The organism is Gilliamella sp. App6-5, assembly GCF_001690525.1.
In the GTDB taxonomy this organism is placed as follows: domain Bacteria; phylum Pseudomonadota; class Gammaproteobacteria; order Enterobacterales; family Orbaceae; genus Gilliamella; species Gilliamella apicola_H.
The window spans coordinates 1-20,631 of the sequence record NZ_LZGT01000079.1; the positions used below are offsets into that span (position 1 = coordinate 1).

16 protein-coding genes, 2 pseudogenes and 1 CRISPR repeat array are annotated in these 20,631 nt (G+C 34.4%); of the genes and pseudogenes, 11 read left to right on the forward strand and 7 right to left on the reverse strand.

Annotation, left to right across the window (positions count from 1 at the left end):
- Positions 1-355: 355 nt before the first annotated feature.
- The gene (locus tag A9G24_RS09610) at positions 356-1,297 is read right to left on the reverse strand and encodes a type IV pilus twitching motility protein PilT (RefSeq protein WP_065638818.1); all 942 of its coding nucleotides are present in this window, start codon (positions 1,295-1,297) and stop codon (positions 356-358) included.
- A gap of 36 nt (positions 1,298-1,333) precedes the next feature.
- On the opposite strand from A9G24_RS09610, the gene A9G24_RS09615 reads away from it, so the two are divergent.
- On the forward strand, positions 1,334-2,035 hold the full coding sequence (locus tag A9G24_RS09615; RefSeq protein WP_065638819.1) for a YggS family pyridoxal phosphate-dependent enzyme: 702 nt from the start codon (positions 1,334-1,336) through the stop codon (positions 2,033-2,035).
- 36 nt (positions 2,036-2,071) lie between these two features.
- Positions 2,072-2,629, forward strand: a complete 558-nt coding sequence (locus tag A9G24_RS09620) for a YggT family protein (RefSeq protein WP_065638820.1) — start codon at positions 2,072-2,074, stop codon at positions 2,627-2,629.
- A 425-nt stretch (positions 2,630-3,054) separates the two neighbouring features.
- Here A9G24_RS09620 and A9G24_RS09625 read toward each other — a convergent pair whose 3' ends face one another.
- The 4 genes from A9G24_RS09625 to corA all read right to left on the reverse strand — a co-directional run bounded on the left by A9G24_RS09625 (position 3,055) and on the right by corA (position 5,837).
- Positions 3,055-3,477, reverse strand: coding sequence for a YcgN family cysteine cluster protein (locus A9G24_RS09625; RefSeq protein WP_065638821.1), 423 nt, complete (start codon positions 3,475-3,477; stop codon positions 3,055-3,057).
- On the reverse strand, positions 3,474-3,722 hold the full coding sequence (locus tag A9G24_RS09630) for a YcgL domain-containing protein (protein WP_081303153.1): 249 nt from the start codon (positions 3,720-3,722) through the stop codon (positions 3,474-3,476). The genes A9G24_RS09625 and A9G24_RS09630 overlap by 4 nt, the downstream gene beginning before the upstream one ends.
- 24 nt (positions 3,723-3,746) lie before the next feature.
- Positions 3,747-4,706, reverse strand: coding sequence for a glucokinase (locus tag A9G24_RS09635; protein ID WP_065638822.1), 960 nt, complete (start codon positions 4,704-4,706; stop codon positions 3,747-3,749).
- A 189-nt stretch (positions 4,707-4,895) separates the two neighbouring features.
- Complete coding sequence (corA, locus tag A9G24_RS09640; RefSeq protein ID WP_065638823.1) at positions 4,896-5,837, reverse strand: magnesium/cobalt transporter CorA; 942 nt, start codon at positions 5,835-5,837, stop codon at positions 4,896-4,898.
- A 218-nt stretch (positions 5,838-6,055) separates the two neighbouring features.
- Between corA and A9G24_RS09645 the strand changes: the two genes are divergently transcribed.
- The 8 genes and pseudogenes from A9G24_RS09645 (at position 6,056) to A9G24_RS09675 (ending at position 17,424) form a co-directional block, all read left to right on the forward strand.
- Positions 6,056-6,583 (forward strand): single-stranded DNA-binding protein, encoded by a 528-nt coding sequence (locus A9G24_RS09645; protein ID WP_065638824.1) that lies wholly within the window; start codon positions 6,056-6,058, stop codon positions 6,581-6,583.
- A 480-nt stretch (positions 6,584-7,063) separates the two neighbouring features.
- Positions 7,064-7,289, forward strand: a pseudogene (locus A9G24_RS09650) (transposase); the annotation flags it as partial.
- Between the two features lie 126 nt (positions 7,290-7,415).
- Positions 7,416-7,538 carry an integrase core domain-containing protein gene (locus A9G24_RS12905; protein WP_174797255.1) on the forward strand — a complete coding sequence of 41 codons (123 nt, stop codon included), beginning with the start codon at positions 7,416-7,418 and terminating at the stop codon, positions 7,536-7,538.
- A 572-nt stretch (positions 7,539-8,110) separates the two neighbouring features.
- The gene (locus A9G24_RS09655; protein ID WP_065638845.1) at positions 8,111-8,752 is read left to right on the forward strand and encodes a YjfI family protein; all 642 of its coding nucleotides are present in this window, start codon (positions 8,111-8,113) and stop codon (positions 8,750-8,752) included.
- A gap of 23 nt (positions 8,753-8,775) precedes the next feature.
- Positions 8,776-9,468 (forward strand): PspA/IM30 family protein, encoded by a 693-nt coding sequence (locus A9G24_RS09660; protein WP_065638825.1) that lies wholly within the window; start codon positions 8,776-8,778, stop codon positions 9,466-9,468.
- A 104-nt stretch (positions 9,469-9,572) separates the two neighbouring features.
- Entirely contained in the window at positions 9,573-10,220 is a 648-nt protein-coding gene (locus A9G24_RS09665) for a hypothetical protein (protein WP_065638826.1), read from the forward strand.
- 31 nt (positions 10,221-10,251) lie between these two features.
- Positions 10,252-12,363: a hypothetical protein gene (locus A9G24_RS09670; RefSeq protein ID WP_065638827.1), complete on the forward strand. Its 2,112-nt coding sequence runs from the start codon at positions 10,252-10,254 to the stop codon at positions 12,361-12,363.
- Positions 12,364-12,480: 117 nt separating this feature from the next.
- Positions 12,481-17,424 carry a DNA repair ATPase gene (locus tag A9G24_RS09675; RefSeq protein WP_065638828.1) on the forward strand — a complete coding sequence of 1,648 codons (4,944 nt, stop codon included), beginning with the start codon at positions 12,481-12,483 and terminating at the stop codon, positions 17,422-17,424.
- An 879-nt stretch (positions 17,425-18,303) separates the two neighbouring features.
- Here the strand turns inward: A9G24_RS09675 and A9G24_RS12910 are convergent.
- On the reverse strand, positions 18,304-18,444 hold the full coding sequence (locus tag A9G24_RS12910; protein ID WP_176701193.1) for a hypothetical protein: 141 nt from the start codon (positions 18,442-18,444) through the stop codon (positions 18,304-18,306).
- Positions 18,445-18,922: 478 nt separating this feature from the next.
- Positions 18,923-19,378: a CRISPR direct-repeat array (repeat unit 29 nt; unit sequence CGGTTTATCCCTATGTGCATAGGGAACAG).
- Positions 19,379-19,905: 527 nt separating this feature from the next.
- Between A9G24_RS12910 and A9G24_RS13385 the strand changes: the two are divergent.
- Positions 19,906-20,019: pseudogene (locus tag A9G24_RS13385) on the forward strand (hypothetical protein); the annotation flags it as partial.
- Between the two features lie 3 nt (positions 20,020-20,022).
- Here the strand turns inward: A9G24_RS13385 and A9G24_RS09695 are convergent.
- Positions 20,023-20,628 (reverse strand): tail fiber assembly protein, encoded by a 606-nt coding sequence (locus tag A9G24_RS09695; protein WP_065638832.1) that lies wholly within the window; start codon positions 20,626-20,628, stop codon positions 20,023-20,025.
- Positions 20,629-20,631 lie beyond the last annotated feature (3 nt).

The following is a 20,631-nucleotide window of genomic DNA, read 5'->3' on the forward strand; positions in this document are numbered from 1 at the left end:
CTGTGTGCTGTGTGCTGTGTGCTGTTGTTTACCATTTTACCATGACCTATACATTTTCGCAAAGCCTTTGATTTATTTTGTTATCTTCATATAAAATTATTAGATTAGCAATTAATAACTGATTAATTAATTTTCCCCAATTGATTATTTAATAATAACTTATATTTAAATCTCAAAATAAGACTTTAGGATAAATAGAGAGACAGATTATAAACATAAAAACGTATCGCTTTAAAGTAAATAAACTTATTTTTTGTTAAGATTTGTAAAGATATCTTATTTTCCTTTCCAAACTATGTAAAATATGTAAACGGATAAAATCAGCTTACGACCAAACATGATTTACATTTTTTAATTAGTAATCTTCCATAATTTGCATACCATACTGCTGTCCAGTCTGCATAAGTGAGAAGATCTGCTTTGTTTTGCCTTCATTGATCAAATTACTAACAGCTGGAGTATTAATCAGTATTTCAAATAAAGCTTTACGTCCATTATTATCTGGAACTAATTTTTGACTTATAACTGCTCTTAAACTATTTGATAATTGCGAGCGAATAAAACCTCGTGAACTGTCTTCAAATACGTCAATAATACGATTAATGGTCTGAATAGCCGAACGAGTATGCAAAGTAGCAAAAACTAAATGACCGGTTTCAGCAGCTGTTAATGCAGCTTGGATCGAATGTTTATTGCGTAGTTCACCTAGCAATATGATATCGGGATCTTGCCTTAAAAGGCTATCAATAGAACTTCCAAAATTTGCCACCTCGCATTGCTGAATTAATGATTTATCATTTTGGTAAATATACTCAATTGGATCTTCTAAGGTGATAATATGCTTAGCGACCGTTGAATTTATATATTGAATTAATGATGCTAAAGTCGTCGATTTACCACTTCCTGTTGTACCTGTTATAAGAATAATCCCTGACTCAATTATAGCAAGCTTTCTAAAAATAGTAGGCGCATTAATTTGTGATAAGGTTGGAATACGAAGATTAATAACACGAAATACTGCTGAAATGCCGCGCTGTTGATAGAAAATATTTACCCTAAATCGCCCTAATTCAGCCAAATGATAAGCAAAATCGATTTGTCTATTTTGCTTTAAGGTATCAATTTGTGATTGTTCCAGTAAATTAAATAATTCCATTTCAAGTTGTAATGGCGATAATTTTTCTTCAGACAAAAATTGTAATTGCCCATTAACTCGAATACATGGCGCTGTGCCACTTGAAAGGTGCAAATCTGACGCATTTTGCGTTACACTAAGAGCCAAAATTGAGTTTAACATTAAACTTTACCTACTAATTACCAATTGGGAATTAACATGAATACAATACAAGACAATTTAATTGCTATTAAAAAAGAAATTGAAAAAATTGCATTAAAGTGCGAACGCGATCCCAATACAATAGAACTTATTGCAGTCAGTAAAACTAAATCTATACAACAAATCACCGAAGCAATAAATGCGGGTCAATCCGCTTTTGGTGAAAACTATGTGCAAGAAGGCGTAGAAAAGATTCAATATTTCAAACAAATCATGCCAAATAGTGCACTTACATGGCATTTTATTGGTCCATTACAATCCAATAAAAGCAAATTAGTCGCTGAACACTTTGACTGGATGCACACCATTGATCGATTTAAAATCGCACAGCGTTTAAACGATCAGCGCCCAGCTAATATGGGAAGACTCAATGTTTTAATTCAAGTTAATATTAGTCAAGAAGCCAGTAAATCAGGGGTTGCTCCTGAAGAAGTTGCTGATTTGGTGCAACACATTATCACGCTACCAAATTTAAATTTACGTGGTTTAATGGCTATTCCTGAAATAGAAAATAATTTTGATAAACAATTAGATGTTTTCAAACAAATGCAACAACTTCTACAATCATTACAGGCGGATTACCCATTTATGGATACATTATCTATGGGAATGAGTAGCGATATGCAAGCTGCGATTGTTGCTGGTAGTACTATGGTTCGCATAGGAACGGCAATCTTTGGAGCAAGGCAATATTTGTGATATATTGCCAAAAGAATTTATATTAAGGAGTCTTAAATGACATCACTTTATTTTTTGGGAAAAACTATTTTAACATTATGCCTATATGTCTTAATTTTGCGTTTATGGATGCAAACTGCACGTGTAAATTTTTATAATCCATTTACTCAATTTATTGTCAAAATAACCCAACCCGTTATTGGTCCATTACGTAAAGTTATTCCCTCGATTAAACGTATGGATACCGCTACATGGGTTCTTTTGTACTTTGTTGCTGTTATGAAGATCGTTTTTATTTACTATTATAGCATGATTAATCAACCAATTTGGTCCAATGAATATCTTTTATATGCTATTGCAGCCATAGCGCATGCATTTGGATATTTATTATTTTGGTTATTACTATTTCGAGCAATTTCGAGTTGGGTAAGTCGAGGACAATCAGGTGCGGATGAATTGCTTGCTCAGTTAACAGAACCTCTTATATCGCCAATCCGCCGCATAGTCCCCCCTATAGGTATGATTGATATCTCATTTATGATTTTCGTATTTATTTTGATGTTTTTAAATATGTTTGCTATCGATATTGTTGGATATTTATGGCTTATACTTTAAGCTCAAATAACAGAGGGAAAACTTTTTAGATTATTGAAAAAGAGCTCGCTTTTTAGCGAGTTTTTTATCTAATAGATAAGTGCAAAACAATCAAAGGAATTGCCAATACTGAAAAATATATTCAATAAACATAAAAAAGAAAACAAACCTTTTCCACAAAATCATTTTGTTCTTAACATTGTAAATACCACTGATTTTGAGTTTATTCACGAAGTAGCAACCCAACCGCTTTAAATATAGCTGCTACGACTCAATTACCTACTAAATAAAAAGCAGTCTTATTTTAATAAAAAATAGCCAGCTAACAAATTAATTTTATTGAAATTTTAACTTAAATGTTTTTATAAAATATCCTTGGTAGCACTATGTTAGATTTAAATAATAGCGAAATTTATCAACAATCCGAGAAAACAATAACTCTCTTTTTAAATAATGTGATCTTCCCAACAGATGACATCTTTTTCATAAACAATGCGATTTTTAACGGATATTTTCAGCTTATGCATAAGTTTCTTATTCCCGGTAATCAGTGGGTGCCAATGAGGCAGTTGACCTGTTTCAGAAAAATAACGATAAGTACAAGTTGGTGGTAACCATTCAATGGTAAGCAGATTTTCACGTGTTAGCTTAATACAATCTGGTTCATATTTAAAACGATTATGATAATGTTTGCATTGACAAGTCTTAGAATCAAGTAAATTACAAGCAACATTGGTATACAAGATTTCGTCGGTATCTTCGTCCATTAACTTATTAAGACAACATTGACCACAGCCATCACAAAGCTGTTCCCATTCATCATCGCTCATTTGATCTAATGTTTTAGATTCCCAAAATGGTTCAATCATACTTTAAAATCATCTTCTTTTAACATCTGCAAGAAAAAACCATCTGTCTTTATTTTTTCTTCAATTTCATCCGAAGTACCGACAACAAAACGCCGTTTACCATCAAGTAATACTTTCATCACAAATACCGGCGAACCAAAAATAGAAAGTATTTTTTCTGGAATACTTGAAAAGTCATTTTCATGTTCCATATACAAATAACAATTTTCTTTTTTAGTACTTCGATAAATATAACACCACATCATAAAATAAAACCTTATCAATAAACCTTACTTAAGACTGTTTTGCAAATAAACACCTGCACCCAATAGCCCTGGATCTTCATGAGTTATCACATAAACAGGAATTTTTTTAACTAAATAAGACATGCGACCTTTATGTTCAAATGCCTCTCTAAATGGTGATGATTTAAAAAATTCGATAAAACGTGGCACAATCCCCCCAGCAATATAAACACCACCCTGAGTATTTAGTGTTAAAGCCAAATTGCCGCCAAATCGTCCCATAAAAGTACAAAAATACGTTAGAGTTTGCAAACAAACCGGACAACTTTTTGATAAGGCATTTTTAACAATAATGTCTGGTGTCATTGCTTCTATAGGTTGTTCTTTAATTTGCAACAGCGCTTGATAAATATTAACAATACCATTTCCTGATAGGAAACGTTCGGTCGAAACTCGCCCAAACTTTTTTCTTAGCTGAGCTAAAATACGATCTTCATCTTCACTGGTCATCGGCAATTCGGTATGACCGCCCTCGCCAGATAAACTAATCCAATGTTGGTTAACTTTTATTAAGTGAGACACGCCAAGCCCTGTACCTGCACCGTAAATTGCAATGGGATAATTTAAATTAGGTTCGTCACCACCAATTTTGATTAAATCTTTTTTTGATAATTGAGGTATTGACATTGACACTGCTGTAAAATCATTAATTACTTCAAGTTTTATAAGATTTAATGCTTGAATTAATTCAGAACGCGAAAATGACAAATCATTATTAGTCATATTGATCACATCCTCATCATCAATCGGGCAAGCAATTGCAATACAAGCCATCTCAACGGTTACTGATTGGGATGCTAAATAGTCTTTAATTAATGTTAATAATATATCATTTTTTGAGATAAGAATTTTAGTGATTGCAGATAACTCGTTAGTTGCTAAATCATACAACGCAAAACGAGCATTGGTACCACCAATATCTGTGACTAGTGCATATTGACTCATGTTGTTCCCTTTTATGATAAATTAATTATTTTAATTTAAATAGTAAGCTTTTTATTCATCATACCGAAAGCATAATAGGTAATATTATGAACTATTCATAACAATTTAACTAATTTACCTTAATTGATATTGCTTATATGAGGCTCCGCTAAACCAAGTTAGCGGACAAAATTTTAAAATAACCAAAATCTACAACCACTTTTTAAGTTTAAAATAAATATAAGGCGCAACACCTGCTAATAACATTAATAGTAATGAAAACGGATAACCATACTCCCATTTTAATTCGGGCATAAATTCAAAGTTCATACCATAAGCAGAAGCAACCACTGTTGGCGGTAAAAATACAACCGACACAACCGAAAAAATCTTAATAATTCGGCTCTGTTCGATATTAATGAAGCTGGTTGCAGCTTGCATTAAGAAGTTTACTTTTTGAAATAATGATTCATTATGAGGAACAAGTGACTCAATATCGCGAATCACTTCACGAGCTTGTTCGAGTTGATCTACTGGCATTTTTGCTCGACGAACTAAATAGTTAACTGCTCGTTGACTATCCATTAAACAAAGCCGTACTTTCCACGCGGTATCTTCAAGCTCAGCTAATGAGGTGATCGCTTCATCATAATGTTCTTGCGCAGAACGATCCATAATAATTAAACTTAACTCTTCTAATTCACTATAAATATTCTCGATTTGATCGGCTAATTGTTCCACTTTAACTTCAAATAAATCAAGTAATACTTCATAGGGATTTCCATCGTTCATGCTCTGATAACGAGAACGCATTCGATACAAACGAAAGGCTGGAAGATCACGCTCACGCAAAGTAAATAGACGCCCATTGTGCACAGTAAATGCAACTGTTGAGTTACCTGCTCGGTCTTCCGCATCTGCATAAAAAAAGAAAGAGTGAACATGTAATCCTTCGTTGTCCTCAAAAAAACGCGCTGACGCCTCAATATCATCTAACTCGATACTCGTTGCTAAGTTTTGTCCTAAATGTGTTAAAACAAAATCACGATCGGCTTCTTTTGGTTCAATCAAATCAACCCAAGTCGCATTATTTATATCGCTTTCATTAATTTTCACTAATTGTTTGTTTTTTAATCCAAACGCATTAATCATAAGGTCTCCAGTAGGGGGGGAATGTTTAGAACAATACATCAACAAATATCTGGCATTATACTCGTTAAAGTAACAAATTCCTATGGTTAGACCAATCTTTCTCTATCTTTACATAATGGGATCAATATTCCATTAATTGAATTAAATTCGCTGATATTACTATAGTCTCATGTTACAATACCTAGCTTAAATACTTATGCAATTTTTAGGAGTTAACAATGGCCAATCGAGGAATAAATAAAGTCATTTTAGTTGGTAACTTAGGACAAGATCCAGAAGTTCGTTACATGTCTAATGGTAATGCAGTTGCTAATTTGAGTGTCGCAACATCAGAATCATGGAAAGATAAGCAAACTGGTGAAACCCGCGATCGTACTGAATGGCATCGCGTTGTTGTTTTCGGTAAATTAGCTGAAATTGCTGGCGAATACTTAAAAAAAGGTTCACAAATTTATCTTGAAGGGCAATTACAAACTCGAAAATGGCAAGATCAGTCAGGACAAGATCGTTACACTACAGAAGTGGTGATCAACCCAATTGGTGGTACTTTACAAATTTTAAGCTCAAGAAATAGTGGCGAAAGTTTCAATGATGGCTCACAAAATTGGGGACAAAGCGCAAATAATTTTTCATCTGCGCCGGCGGCACAATCTCGTCCAACAACTCAAAGTGCACCAGCAGCACCAACACAACCAGTCACAACTCCCGAACCTCCAATGGATTTTGACGACGATATTCCATTCTAGGATCTACCTTAAATTAAAAGTGTAATAAATATCAAAAGGTCCTTATTTAAGGGCTTTTTTATTACCTGTTTATTTATGTAAAGAACTAATTGGCAAAAATTCGCTTGTTGTGTACCTTGTTAAAAGGTAAATAATTAGGATATGTAATTCATACCAATTACGAAACAACAACATTATCATATTCTAATTCCTATTAACCATCAGAATAATATCATTATTTTAGGGGTCATCCCATATCTCCGCTTGTTTCAATCACCAGATTATTTATAAAATCTGTTAATTTACTTAAATCTCCTAGTATTTTTACACCTATGCCTACTCCGCAGCCATTTTTCATAGGCTTTTTTCATCCATTTTGTATCTACCTATTTTTTACTCATTCGCTGAGTTTAAAAATAGGCAAATACTGTAACTATCCCCTAAAATAGTACAGCACAAAAGTAGAAAATTCTCTATGATACAAGTAAAGGGGATTTAGTTATGAAAAAAATGACTGAACATCAAATCGTCGCTATTTTAAAAGAAGCTGAAGCAGGTATTCCTGTCAAGGAACTGTGCCGTAAATATGGCATGGCAAATTCAACTTTCTATAAATGGCGAGAAAAATACGGCGGAATGGAAACTTCGGATATCAAACGCTTAAAGGAGCTGGAGGCTGAAAATCGCAAGCTTAAGCAGATGTTTGCCGAACTGAGCTTAAAATCCCAGCTTCAGGAAGAAATCATAAAAAAGCTTTAGTGCCAACTGGGGCACGTAAAACGTGGGCACAGCAACTACAACAAAATCATTCAGTTACTATTGCTATGAGTTGTGCCATTGTTGGTTTAAGTCGTTGTGCTTACTATTAAGAAGAATAACCGAAGAATGGTTAACGATTTATAACACCGAAAGACCACATGAGGCATTAAATAACATGACACCGCTTGAGTATAAAACACTAAAACAGGCTGCTTAATTTTCTACGTGAGTTGTGTACTAAGTTTGGGGTATTTACAAAATCAACTTCCATCAACTTAATTTAGTTAGCGATTATATGTGCAAGCTGGTTTTTATCTAGAGCAAAATCAATTTTATAAATATTGAGTTACCACACATCCAACATGAGCAAAATGTAGATGTTGTTATATGTCTTTTAAGTGACTTTCTAGAATCACCAGAGTAAAAATCATTTTTTCTATTATTTAGACATCGTTTAATTTGTGTCGTCTAAATGCTCGAGTTCTCATAAAATGATCATATATGAACTATAAAAATCATTATCTGTTTCATCTTAATAAATTGCTTATTATTGTAAAGCTAACAAGGACCTGCAACAAAAATCCCTTTCTCCAACATTTTGACAAATCTTTATAGTAAGTAATACTCTTTTTTAAATATTTAATTCCTTTTAATTTTTATCAAAATCAAGTTTTATAATGCTTACAAATTTATTTGATATAAACAATAAAATTATTACATGTAATATTTACATGTAATAACTTTGTGTTAATATAAACCACATTAATGATTAAATTAAACAAAAAATCCATGAAAAAAATAAAAGAGACCAAAAGCTCTGCATTTTATCAACAACAATATAGGCAACGTTTGCGTGAACAAGGTCTAATAAAAAAAGAAGTTTGGATTTTACCCGAAAATGCAACGAAATTATTCGAAATTGAAAAGCAGTTTCGTCTTGTCAGTAACACATGCTTTAACAATAAACAGGAAAACAATAAAATGAAAAAAAATGAAGTTTGGTCAATTACAGATCTTTATCAAGCTTTACATGATTCACAATTAGTTAAACAAGATTTTGCTAGCATTGAAGTTATCGATGGTATTGATGCTTGTTTGCATATCGTTATGCATGAATATGGTGATCTACCATTATTTTTAAGTATTTCTAATCAACAAATTATCGTTGAAGCCCTACTTTGGCCTGTTGATATTGTCAAACAGCCGACTCAATTTAATGAAGAAATATTATATACTCGAAAACTATTTCCATTATCAACCATTGCAATTGAAAAAACAGGCGATGGTTCATTAAATTATATTATGTATGGCGCGTTGAGTGCATCTTCATTACTAAGCGATATCATTTATGAATTAGAAACTTTATCGGATAATGTCATTAAAGCTACCGAAGCTTATGAACAACATATTAACATTAACAAATTGAATTAAAATAGATAATAAGGAGATTAACAATGGCTATCTTCAAAAAACTTGTTACAGCACTTCGTGGTGGTGTCAATGAAGCAGGTGAAGCAATTATCGATGCACAAGCGCTGCGTATATTAGACCAAGAAATTCGCGATGCAGATGTTGAATTAAAACAAGCTAAAGAATCATTAGCAAACATACTTGCTCAACACAAATTAGCAGAAAAAGAAGTTGAAAAAATTCAAGCTGAAATCACTGAGTATGAAAATTATGCCATCAAAGCATTAGAAAACAATAATGAAAAGTTAGCTTTAGAAGTGGCTGAAAAGCTTTCAGTTCTTGAAAACGAACACAAAGTTCATAAAACACAAGCAACATATTTTGCTGACAATGTAAAAAACCTACGTCAAACAATATCACAAACAGAAATTAACATTCGTAATCTTAAACAACAAGTCGATATTGTAAAAGCCACAGAAAGTGTGCAAAAAGCCCAATCAGCTATTGCTCAACGTTATGGTAATTCAACAACAAAATTACAAACAGCTTTGGATTCTTTAGAGCGAATTAAAAAACGTCAAGAACAAACGGCTGCAACGATCGAAGCAAAAAAAGAATTATCGGTATCTGAAAATCAAGATTCACTTGATCGTAAACTTGAGGAGGCAGGGATAAAATCGAGCAATCAAAATGCCGCGACAATTTTAGCCAGATTAAAGGGAAAAAAAACGAATTAAATTTTTAGGTTTTATTTTTTTAAGTTAAAATAACCGAATAAAAATATAATAATAGTAGCCAGTTATAATAACTGCTTAAAAAATATGAGTATAAAGGAAATATAATGGAGCTTTTCTGGGGAATCTTTTTTTCCTTTCCGGTTGTTATTTTTAGCGCCTTATTAACACTTTGTGTTATGTATTGGTTAATTGCTGCAACCGGTATTTTAAGTATTGATTGTTTGGATATTGCAATTAACCTAGACGATATCACAACCGATGTACCCTCATCAACATTAGGTGGTTTATTATTAAAATTTGGCCTTAATGATGTGCCACTGACACTTGTTATCACCTTAATTTCATTATTCGGATGGTCCACAAGTTATTTTGGTTTTCGCTTGTTGATTTTACCTTTATATGATTTTATTTTGTACTATTACCTAGTCGGATTATTTATTTTTATTATTACCCTAACTATTTCAATTTACCTGACTGCATTCGTTATAAAACCAATTCGCCCTTTATTCAAAAAGCTAAGTGCAACCAATGATCATAAATCATTATTAGGACAAATTGTTGAAATACGTTCCAGCACTGTAAATAAAATCAAAGGAGAAGCAACTTATGAAGATGGTGGGGCAGGATTGATTTTACAAGTTAGAAGTGATGAAACATATCAATTTAAACGTGGAGATAAAGCAATACTACTACGATATGATACAACCAATAATTGTTACGAAATTATTAGCATTGAAGAATTTAACGGATAGTCAGATTTCATTTTTTGGAGAAAAGTAAATTATGCATATAAATACAGATACAGTAATATTTTTTCTTGTAACAGTAGGAATTATTTATTTAATTATAATGGGATTTTTCTTATTATTTAAAGCTTTTTATATTAAAGTTCCTCAAGGTACAGCACTTATCGTTAATGATATGACCTCAAAACCCAAAGTACACTTTACAGGTGCTTTAGTTTATCCAGTTATCTACAAAAAAGAATTTATGAAAATTTCATTAATTACTTTTGATGTAGAACGTCGAGGAAAAGATGGTTTAATCTGTAAAGATAATTTACGTGCAGATATCTGTGTTGCTTTTTATCTTCGAGTGAACGAAACCACTGAAGATGTATTAAAAGTAGCCAAATCAATTGGTGTAGATAGAGCATCAGATCAAAAAGCAGTTAGTTCGCTCTTTAGTGCGAAATTTTCAGAAGCCCTGAAAACCGTAGGTAAACAATTTGAATTATCAAAATTGTTTGAGGATCGCATGAACTTTCGTGAACGTATTATTGACGTTATCGGTAAAGATCTTAATGGTTATGCATTAGAAGATGTTGCCATCGATTATTTAGAACAAACACCAATAAAATCACTTGATCCAGATAATATTTTTGATGCGGAAGGGATCAATAAAATCACGTCAATTACTGCTGTTCATAAAGATGAAACAAACAAACGTGAACGAGATCTTGAATTAGCATTAAAGAAAAAAGATACCGAAACCATTGAAGCAAAATTAGAACTTGAACGTCAGCAAGCCGATGCTGAAGCACGCCAAAAACGCGAAATCGAAACAATTCGTGCTCGCGAAGCTGCTGAAACATTAAAAGTACAAGAAGAAGAGCGCTTAAAAGCAGAACAAGCAAGAATCCAGTCTCAACAAGAAATTGAAGTACGTGAAGAAAATCGCCTGCGTGAAGTAGAAGTTGCACAACAAAATCGCCTACGCGCTATTGCTATTGAAGAAGAACGTGTTGAAAGAGCTCGTTCTCTTGAAATCGTTGCTCGCGAACGTGAAGTTGAACTACAACGAATTGAAAAAGATAAAGTACTTGAAGAAGAAAAAAAACTTATTGCCAATGTCATTCGAGAACGTGTTGCTGTTGAAAAAACCGTTGCAGTCGAAGAAGAAAACATCAAAGAAGTGCGTGAAGTTTCAAGAGCAGATCGTGAAAAACAAACCACAATTATTGAAGCTGAGGCAAAAGCCGAACAAGAACTCGTTAAACAAGTCAAACAAGCTGAAGCAGATGAACAAGCATCAAAACACCGTGCCATTGAAATTAGCACCATGGCTCAAGCTGAACTCGAAGCCGCAGCTAAACAGGCAGAAGCTAAAAAACAATTAGCACAAGGTATTGAAGCCGAAGAAGCAGCCATTGGTTTAGCTGAAGCTAAAGTTCGTAAAGCACGAGCCGAAGCAGAAGAAAAAGAAGGATTAGTCAAAGCCAATATTACAGCTGAAACCTTACTTGCCGAAGCGAGAGGTAATCAAGAAAAAGGCTTATCAGAAGCTAAAGTTATTGAAGCAAAAGCAATAGCGACTGAAAAACAAGGTCTAACTGAAGCTAAAGTACTTGAAGAAAAACTATCGGCTCAAGCTCGAGGCGATGAACGAATTGGTTTTGCTAAAGCAGCGGCAACTAAGGAACAAGGTCTTGCTGAAGCATTGGTTATTCGTGAACGCTTAACCGCAGAAGCAAATGGTTTAGTTGAAAAATTCCAAGCAATGGGCACAATGAATGAACAATCGAAAAACCACGAAGAGTTCCGTTTAGCACTTGAAAAAGGATTTGAACAAGCTATGGCTGCTATTGCTGCCAATAAAGACATTGCACGCGAACAAGCGAATGTTCTTGCAGCAGCATTTAGTAAAGCAAATATTGAAATCGTTGGTGGTAATGATAACTTCTTTAATAGCTTCTCTAAAGCAATTAGTGTGGGTAAAGCTATTGAAGGAACAGTTAATCAAAGCCCAGTTCTGCAATCTGCCTTACAGTCAGTATTATCACGCTTATCTGGTAACAAAAATATCGATTTACAAGATGCGTTGAAAAATGCAGATTTAAAAGCCTTAGCTAAGCAATTTTTACCATCCGATAGTAACCAAGAAAGTGATAGTTAAAAATCTTATACTTCTGGATAATTCTTAATTCTAATTATCACTATCAACTGTCTTTAGTTGGTTGTACAGACCGACTAAAGACAATAACCTTTCTGTATAATGATCAACGAGTTAAAAATGGCTGAAATAGAACAAGAAAATCAACAACAAACAATACTTGATAACGCCGTTGCTGAAGGTGGCGCTTATGAAATTCTTCGCAAACGTTTAACATCACTCGGACAAGAACTTAACCAAAAAACAGAGACACTAAACCAAGAAAGGCTTGCTGAATTTGGCAAAAGTGACATGTCAATTATTAGCCGTATTCGGATAAGAACTGAAAATAATTGTATTGCACGAGACATTGTACGTTTTGGCGATTGGTTATTATTTGGATATAACGTCTTTATGGGGTTAAAAAAAGAGACCAAAATAGAAGATGTATTTTCACTTTACCAATTGATCGAGCGTGATGGTAATTACGAAGCGGATCTAGTTGATATTTCTAACACCTTTTTAAATATTGATCGGTTTGTTCAAGATTTTAATGAACTATATACATATTATAAAAATGCACAGTTATTACAACTTGTTGAACGTGATGGAAAACTACTTGCTAGTTTCCAAATTGGTGAACGTGTTAGCGATATTCGTGTTTTTCGATGGTCTATATCAAACGATAAAAAAACCATTAATTATATTGATAATCGTGGAGAGCGTGATATTGCACTTCCGCCCGCTTACGATTTTGAATGGCAAGAGACCACTCGTGAAAATATCGTTAATGGTCGATTCCCGCATGTAAATGTGTTAGATACTGTTTTTGTTGAAACCATTGGCGGTGATTTAACCATAAAATGTGAAAATAACACCAACGATGGTCTTGGCATTTACCGCGAAGATGTTATCGATAAAAATCAATCCATCAATGATGCTAAAATAGAGTACGCGAAAGTAGGATCTTTAATTCTATTAAAGGTATTACCTTATCGTGAAGATAATTGGCGTTATTTAGTCTATAATATACTAACACAAAAAGTACAAAGAATTGATTTTATAGGTCAAGCTTGTATCCAACTTCCAGAAGATCATGGCATTATTTTTCCTGGTGGTTATTATTTACAAAATGGCGAATACAAAACATTTGATCAGTCAATGTCGGGAATGCGTTTTAGACGTATCAGACGTTCACCTAATGGTGAAGATGTTTTATATATATTTTATGATCCAACTTCAGGCCGCTTAGCATTATTTAATTATAATATGATTGAGCGTAAACTGGATAATCCTATTTTAGGTCAAGGTTATGCCGTGTTCGAAGATGGCAGAATGGTCGTATTCGAGGGTGAAAATAATGAACCCACTCGCGTCCACCCAATGCAAATTTGGCAAACACCATTTTATAGCGATGAATTTGCCGCAAGACAGCCAACAAATAACAGCTTTTTAGGTAGAATTGGTAATGCTGATCTAGTTCGTGGTATTTCTGATCTCTATTTTATTGCTCGCGAAATTGACAATCAATCCGTATCATCCCAACTATATAGCAAATTAAGTGAAGATACTAAACGGCTTTTTGATAGCTACTTTTGGTTAAGTGATGAACAAAATTTACCGTTTGCGCCAATTCTTCGTAATATCTCGCAAACAAGCGAATTAGTGCTTGATGAATATGAAAAAGTTGAAAGTATACGCCGCCAATCAAATAGCGCTATGCGCGAAGCAATTTCAAATCAACAAGATCTATTAGCAAAATTATATCCAGATAGTTGGAAAGAAACCCAAGAATATGTCGATGCTCTTAATGCCATAAAAATGCAATTAGGTAGTCTTGTCACATTAAGAACTTACCGTTATATCGATTTAAACCAAATTGAAATAATGGAAGATGAACTAAAAAAACGCCAATCTATCGTTTCTTTAGCCACTGCGGAATTTTTAGGTAGTGAACAAGCCTTAGCGCCATTCATATCAAAAATTGATAATATTGAGCATGACATTGCTAAAGCAGACTCTGCCGCAAAACTTAGTGAGCCAACAAAAATAGCTGATGATATGTCTAATGATTTAGATATGTTATCCCAATTAATGGCATCATTAAAATTTGATGATGTTACATTGCAAACAAAAATCATTGAATCAATTGCTGAAGTTTATGCCAAACTTAATCAAACGAAAGCCAGAATTCATCAAAAACGGAAAAATCTGTCTAGTGTTGAAATGGTTGCCCAATTTGGTGCCCAATTTAAACTATTTAGTCAAAGTATAGCCAATGCATTAGGGCTCGCAACAACACCTGAAAAATGTGATGATGAACTTTCGAGGCTGTTAGTTCAATTAGAAGAACTTGAAAATCAGTTTAGCGAAAGCGAAGAGTTTTTAAATGATATATTAGCAAAGCGCGAAGAGATACTAGAGTCTTTTGAAACTCACAAACAAGCACTACTTGAAGACAGGACCAGACGCAGTGAAGCACTACTTACTGCAGCACAACGAATTTTAGATAGCATACCAAGAAGAACTGCGAAGTTTTCAGATCAAACTGAACTTAATGCTTTTTTTGTTGCCGATCCTTTAGCTCAAAAAATTCGTGAAATTGTCGAAAAATTAAGAGCACTATTTGATAATGTTAAAGCTGATGATATCGAATCCCGATTTAAAAGTGCACAAGATCAAGCAATACGCGCATTACGTGATAAATCAGAAATTTTTGAATCAGGCGGTAATATCATAAAACTCGGTCCAAGGCATAAGTTTAGTGTCAATACCCAAGAGCTTGACCTAACCGTTGTACCTAAAGAAAACCACTTATATTTACAATTAACAGGTACCGACTATCAAGAAAAAATAGCGCATCCTAAGCTAGAAAGCTACAAACCGTTTTGGACAATGTCATTAGAATCAGAATCCCCAACGGTTTACCGGGCAGAATACCTAGCCTACTCAATAATTAATTCTGCATTAAAAAAAGAACATGATTTTAGCTATGATGATCTTGTTAGCGAATTAAATCAGCCCGAAATATTAAATAAAACAGTACGCGATTATGCGGCAATACGATATCGAGAAGGCTATGAAAAAGGCATTCACGATCATGATGCTGTAAAAATATTATTAAAACTTATACCACTTGGCGAAGTGGCAGGCTTGTTACGTTATAACCCATTAGCACGCAGTCTAGCGATGCTTTATTGGCATCATAACCAAAAAAATGATATTGCTAAGTTATGGCCAGAACGCGCTAAAACTTGTATGGATATCTATTCACTGTTTGGTCATGAAGAAGGCTTAATCAATCTACGTAAAGAAATATCAGAACAACTTGGTTTATTTCTACAAAAATATCCAATACCACATGATAATTACCGCATCAAACAAGCATCTGAATATTTAAGCTATGTATTAGCCGAAACACCGCAACAATTTACGTTAAGTAAATATAGTCTGACATTGTTTGAAGGATTAAAAACACAACTAGAGCAGTCTCACATGTGGGGGGACTTTAATCAATCACAATTAAACCTAATGTCACGGATAGCCGATCGTTGGAACCTAATCGAAAGTTGGTTTAAAGGACTATGTACCCTACCTCAATATCAAAAATTCGCTGCTTATATTGCTGAAGCAGCTATGCTATGTATTTTAGATAGAGAAAATGGCATCACCACAACAATTAGCGAAATTGACCTTGATATTACAGTTAATGATCTATTAGGCGAACATCCAAGCATCAAACAAGGTGTATTAAAGATAAATCTAGATGACTTCTTCAGTCGTATGCGTAAACAATCACGAGTAATAATTCCAGAATTTAAACATTACCAAATGCTTCGCCAAGAGGTTTTAGAAGAACAACGCCACTTTTTACACCTTGAAGAATTTAAGGCAAAACCATTAAGTTCATTTGTGCGTAATAAACTTATTAACCAAGTTTATTTACCAATTATTGGTGATAACTTAGCAAAACAAATGGGCACCGTGGGGGAAAGTCGTCGCACCGATTTAATGGGATTACTGTTACTTATATCCCCACCGGGTTATGGTAAAACAACCTTAATGGAATATATCGCTAATCGTCTGGGATTAATTTTTATGAAAATTAATGGACCAGCATTAGGTCATAGCGTGTTATCGTTTGATCCCGAGCAAGCACCCAATGCGACAGCTCGCAAAGAACTTGAAAAGCTTAACTTAGCACTTGAAATGGGTAACAACGTTATGCTTTATCTTGATGATATCCAACATACCAATCCCGAATTTTTACAAAAATTTATTTCGCTCTGTGACGGCTCTCGACGCATTGAAGGGGTCTGGAAAGGTAAAACCAAAACCTATGATCTGCGAGGCAAAAAATTCTGTGTGATTATGGCGGGTAACCCCTATACCGAATCGGGTGAAGTCTTTAAAATTCCTGATATGTTGGCTAACCGTGCAGATATTTATAACTTAGGTGAAGTGCTTGGAGGCATGGATGAAGTGTTTGCGTCAAGCTATATTGAAAACTGCTTAACATCCAATCCTATCCTTTCGCCTCTTGCCCTGCGTGATCTTAATGACCTTTATCGATTAATCGATCATGCGCAAGGAAAACCGCTTAATACCAACGAACTTAGCTATACTTATAGCCAAGCTGAAATTAGCGAAATTATTGCTGTACTTCGTCATTTATTAAAAATTCGTGAAGTCGTGTTTAAAGTCAATCAACAGTACATTGTCAGCGCAGCACAATCCGATAAATACCGAACAGAACCACCATTTAAATTGCAAGGTAGTTATCGAAATATGAATAAACTGGCAGAAAAAGTATCTTCGGTTATGAATGATGAAGAATTAAATCAAATCATTGAAGATCACTATCTTGGCGAGGCACAATTACTCACCAACGGCGCTGAAGAAAATTTACTAAAATTGGCAGAAATTCGTGGTGTATTAACCAAAGAGCAAGCTCAACGCTGGCAACAAATTAAAACCGACTTTATGCGCAACAAAACGCTTGGTGGCGATGAAGCAAATACGGGCATTCAAATTGTTACACAGCTTGCTGATTTAGTGCAAAGCGTGCAGGCATTGAAATTATAAAAAGTAGCGCTTTTGGATAAGAATTTGCTTTTATAAAAATAAAATCAACGTTCTTACTGACTGTCTTTACAAAAAATAAAGTGATATTTTGTGAAGTAGGTGGGTTGGATATGCACTGATTTTGAAGATTTTCATGTTTGCTAACCAAAATAGTCATAATTCCCCCCTCGCCTAGTGAGGGGGGATGGTCAATCCGCTAAATCGGACGTGATAACCATTGTTACTTTCTACGTCAAAAGATAGCGCACATCAAAAGATAGAGCGTCTAAAACCTAGCTAAACTTTAAAAATTGGTTATCTAGTCGCAAAAGCGCAAACGCACTATTTTTTCATCCCTAGTCCAGCCTTGTGATGGAGCTTGGTTATTTGATAACTTATCCTTAATTAGCACCATAAACCCAACCGCAACCTTAAGGGTTAAAAACTAAATGCTAAAAACTAAGGAGTAACGCAAATAGAGTTATTTCGATAAACATTAAACCCGTCGACATCGAGCGCGATACTGGAATCTATGTGACCGCACGGTTGTACTGTGTATTTGGATCGATGTCCCTTAGAATCGCTCGTCCAGTAGTTGAGAGAGTCGAAGTTTGCTCCGCGGTAAAAGTGCATTTCTCCCCACTCAGTAAAGAACCCTGCTTCTATCCAATGCAAGCTAAAATTACCAGTTGGGGGCGGCGTGGCTCCAACAGCACCTTGACACCTAGAAAAATCGCAAACTGCGTTAGTCAGCTCTTTTACCTGTGGCACTCGATAACCTACCCCCCACACCAAGCGACAGTATCAGAATAAGTATACCAAGGTGAGCCTCCTTGGTGCACGAACTACTTTTGCAGAACAAATCCATATTTTATTACTTCTTCACCATAATAAGGATCTCTAAGTTTGCGGTAACCTTGGCACCGGAATTCGACTTGGATGGGGATTCCCCCGTTGAGTGCTTGCATCAGGGTCTGTTAGCGTCACGCGCACGAATGAGAATGGATATTTGGTTAACAACCAATCCCGATTCCGAGCCAAACTCTCCATTCTTGTTATCGGTCTTACTGTCGCGGTAATTCCTTCATGCGTCACGGGCGTCCATGTCAATCCATCAACATCACCGTCGCCATATATGATTAAATCAAAATACAATCCATTTGCCCCCGTAGTCGGAAAATTAAGCGCGTATGATGCGGGATTGATGTTTTTGTCTTTAAAAATGAATCCCAAATAACTGTCCCATATGTCAGCGAGCTCAACTATTTATAAATAGTTAATTTTTCGCATATATGTTATATAAAAACAATTAATTTCTACCGAAAAAAATAGTTTCAAAATATCGATCAATAGTATAATGGACATAAGCCGGCAATGATCTATATATTTCTTTTACAATAGATAGAAAATCACCTTTTTTTGCATGTTGTAATTTTGGATTTTGCAATTCAATAAGAACAACAGTTAACAAAACTAAATCATACCCATCCAATTTATAATATTTTGACATATTCAATCTAGGTTTATCCCTATGTGCATAGGGAACAGCCTCTTTTATCATTTGCCTAATTTCTTCAATGCGGTTTATCCCTATGTGCATAGGGAACAGACGCAGATCGGGCAAATCACCCGACGGGTACACGGTTTATCCCTATGTGCATAGGGAACAGTTAATTTATGTTTCTTCGGCATTGTCGTTAACCGGTTTATCCCTATGTGCATAGGGAACAGGGTGACTTTATCACATTAAGCAATCATGCAAACGGTTTATCCCTATGTGCATAGGGAACAGATTATTTAGTTCTAAAGTTTGTGTACTAAATTCGGTTTATCCCTATGTGCATAGGGAACAGGGCGAGCAAATATACGCCCTTTTTTGTACCTACGGTTTATCCCTATGTGCATAGGGAACAGAAATACTTCGGGAAAAGTGGCTAGAAATTATTCGGTTTATCCCTATGTGCATAGGGAACAGACCAATTATAACATTTTGTTTTATAATTAAAATATTTTAGTTAAAATTTCTACCAACTTTTTTAATTATTCTTAAAATAAAAGTTATTTTATAACAAATTGTTTTTATTAAATTAATATTAAAAATAAAATAGGAAATATTGCGCTTTTTTTATTCTACCAATTAATCTTTAAATTTCTTATAGTTATAATATAGTTAGTGATAAAACAGAGTATTTCTTTATTCAAAAAGACGCAATTCTTGTTAAAAATATTCAGGATTCTATACCGTTTCAGCATGAAATTACTTTAAATTTAATGAGTTAATTAATTTTATTGATGAAGAATAATATAGCATTTAATGTATTTATTCCGATAATGAGCGTGAATATCAAGGCACAAGTGAACACCTATTTGTTAAAACAGGTAATAATAATATTATTAATCAAAAATTAACAAAACATGCCTACCCGAAAACGAATAGGAAAGCAGAAAGAGCCATACGTACTTTAATGGCAATATGGCATAATCAGCAAATTTTCGAAGATTCAAAAGATAGGCAATAATGTAAAAATCGGCGCAATGTCATTTGTAAATAAAGATATTCCGGATAACTGCACTGTTTATACGCAAAAAACAAATACAATTATCCAGAATAATTGATTATTACTGTGTTTTTTTTGGCCAGTCAATCGCTGGCGCAGTATCAACATCAATACGATTTAATAATACACGATATTTTTTCCATTCTGCGTACAGCGCTTTTTCTTCATCAGTTGCAATATCAGTATCAATTGCATCTTGTAGATAATCAATTTGCATAGTAGCTTCGCTTAATAGCTGTTTTTTCTGTGCTGTTGCAACATTTACATAGTGCTGATGCTGTTTATTTTCATCTAATATCCATGCTTCACCGTTCCAAGAATCAAACTCAGAATTTGGTTTTAACAGTGTGTAATCTGTAGGAATGTCGCCAATTTCTGTTACTGTTGATTCTGCGCCATTTTCTGTTGAGTAGATTTTTTTACCGCGATGATCGCTTGGGTATGTCCACTTATCGCCAACTCTAACAATTGCTTTACCGTCTTTAACTGGTTTTGGTGCATCTAAATATGAGTTAGCCGGTACACCAACACCAATCGGCAAATACTGATACGTAGCGCCCAAATACTCTCCGTTGGAATCAACATTATAAATCACTACCCATCCCGCTTTTATGGTTAATCCATCATTGTCTAAGATTGCTGTTTCTGGTTGTAATTGGTATTTCATTGT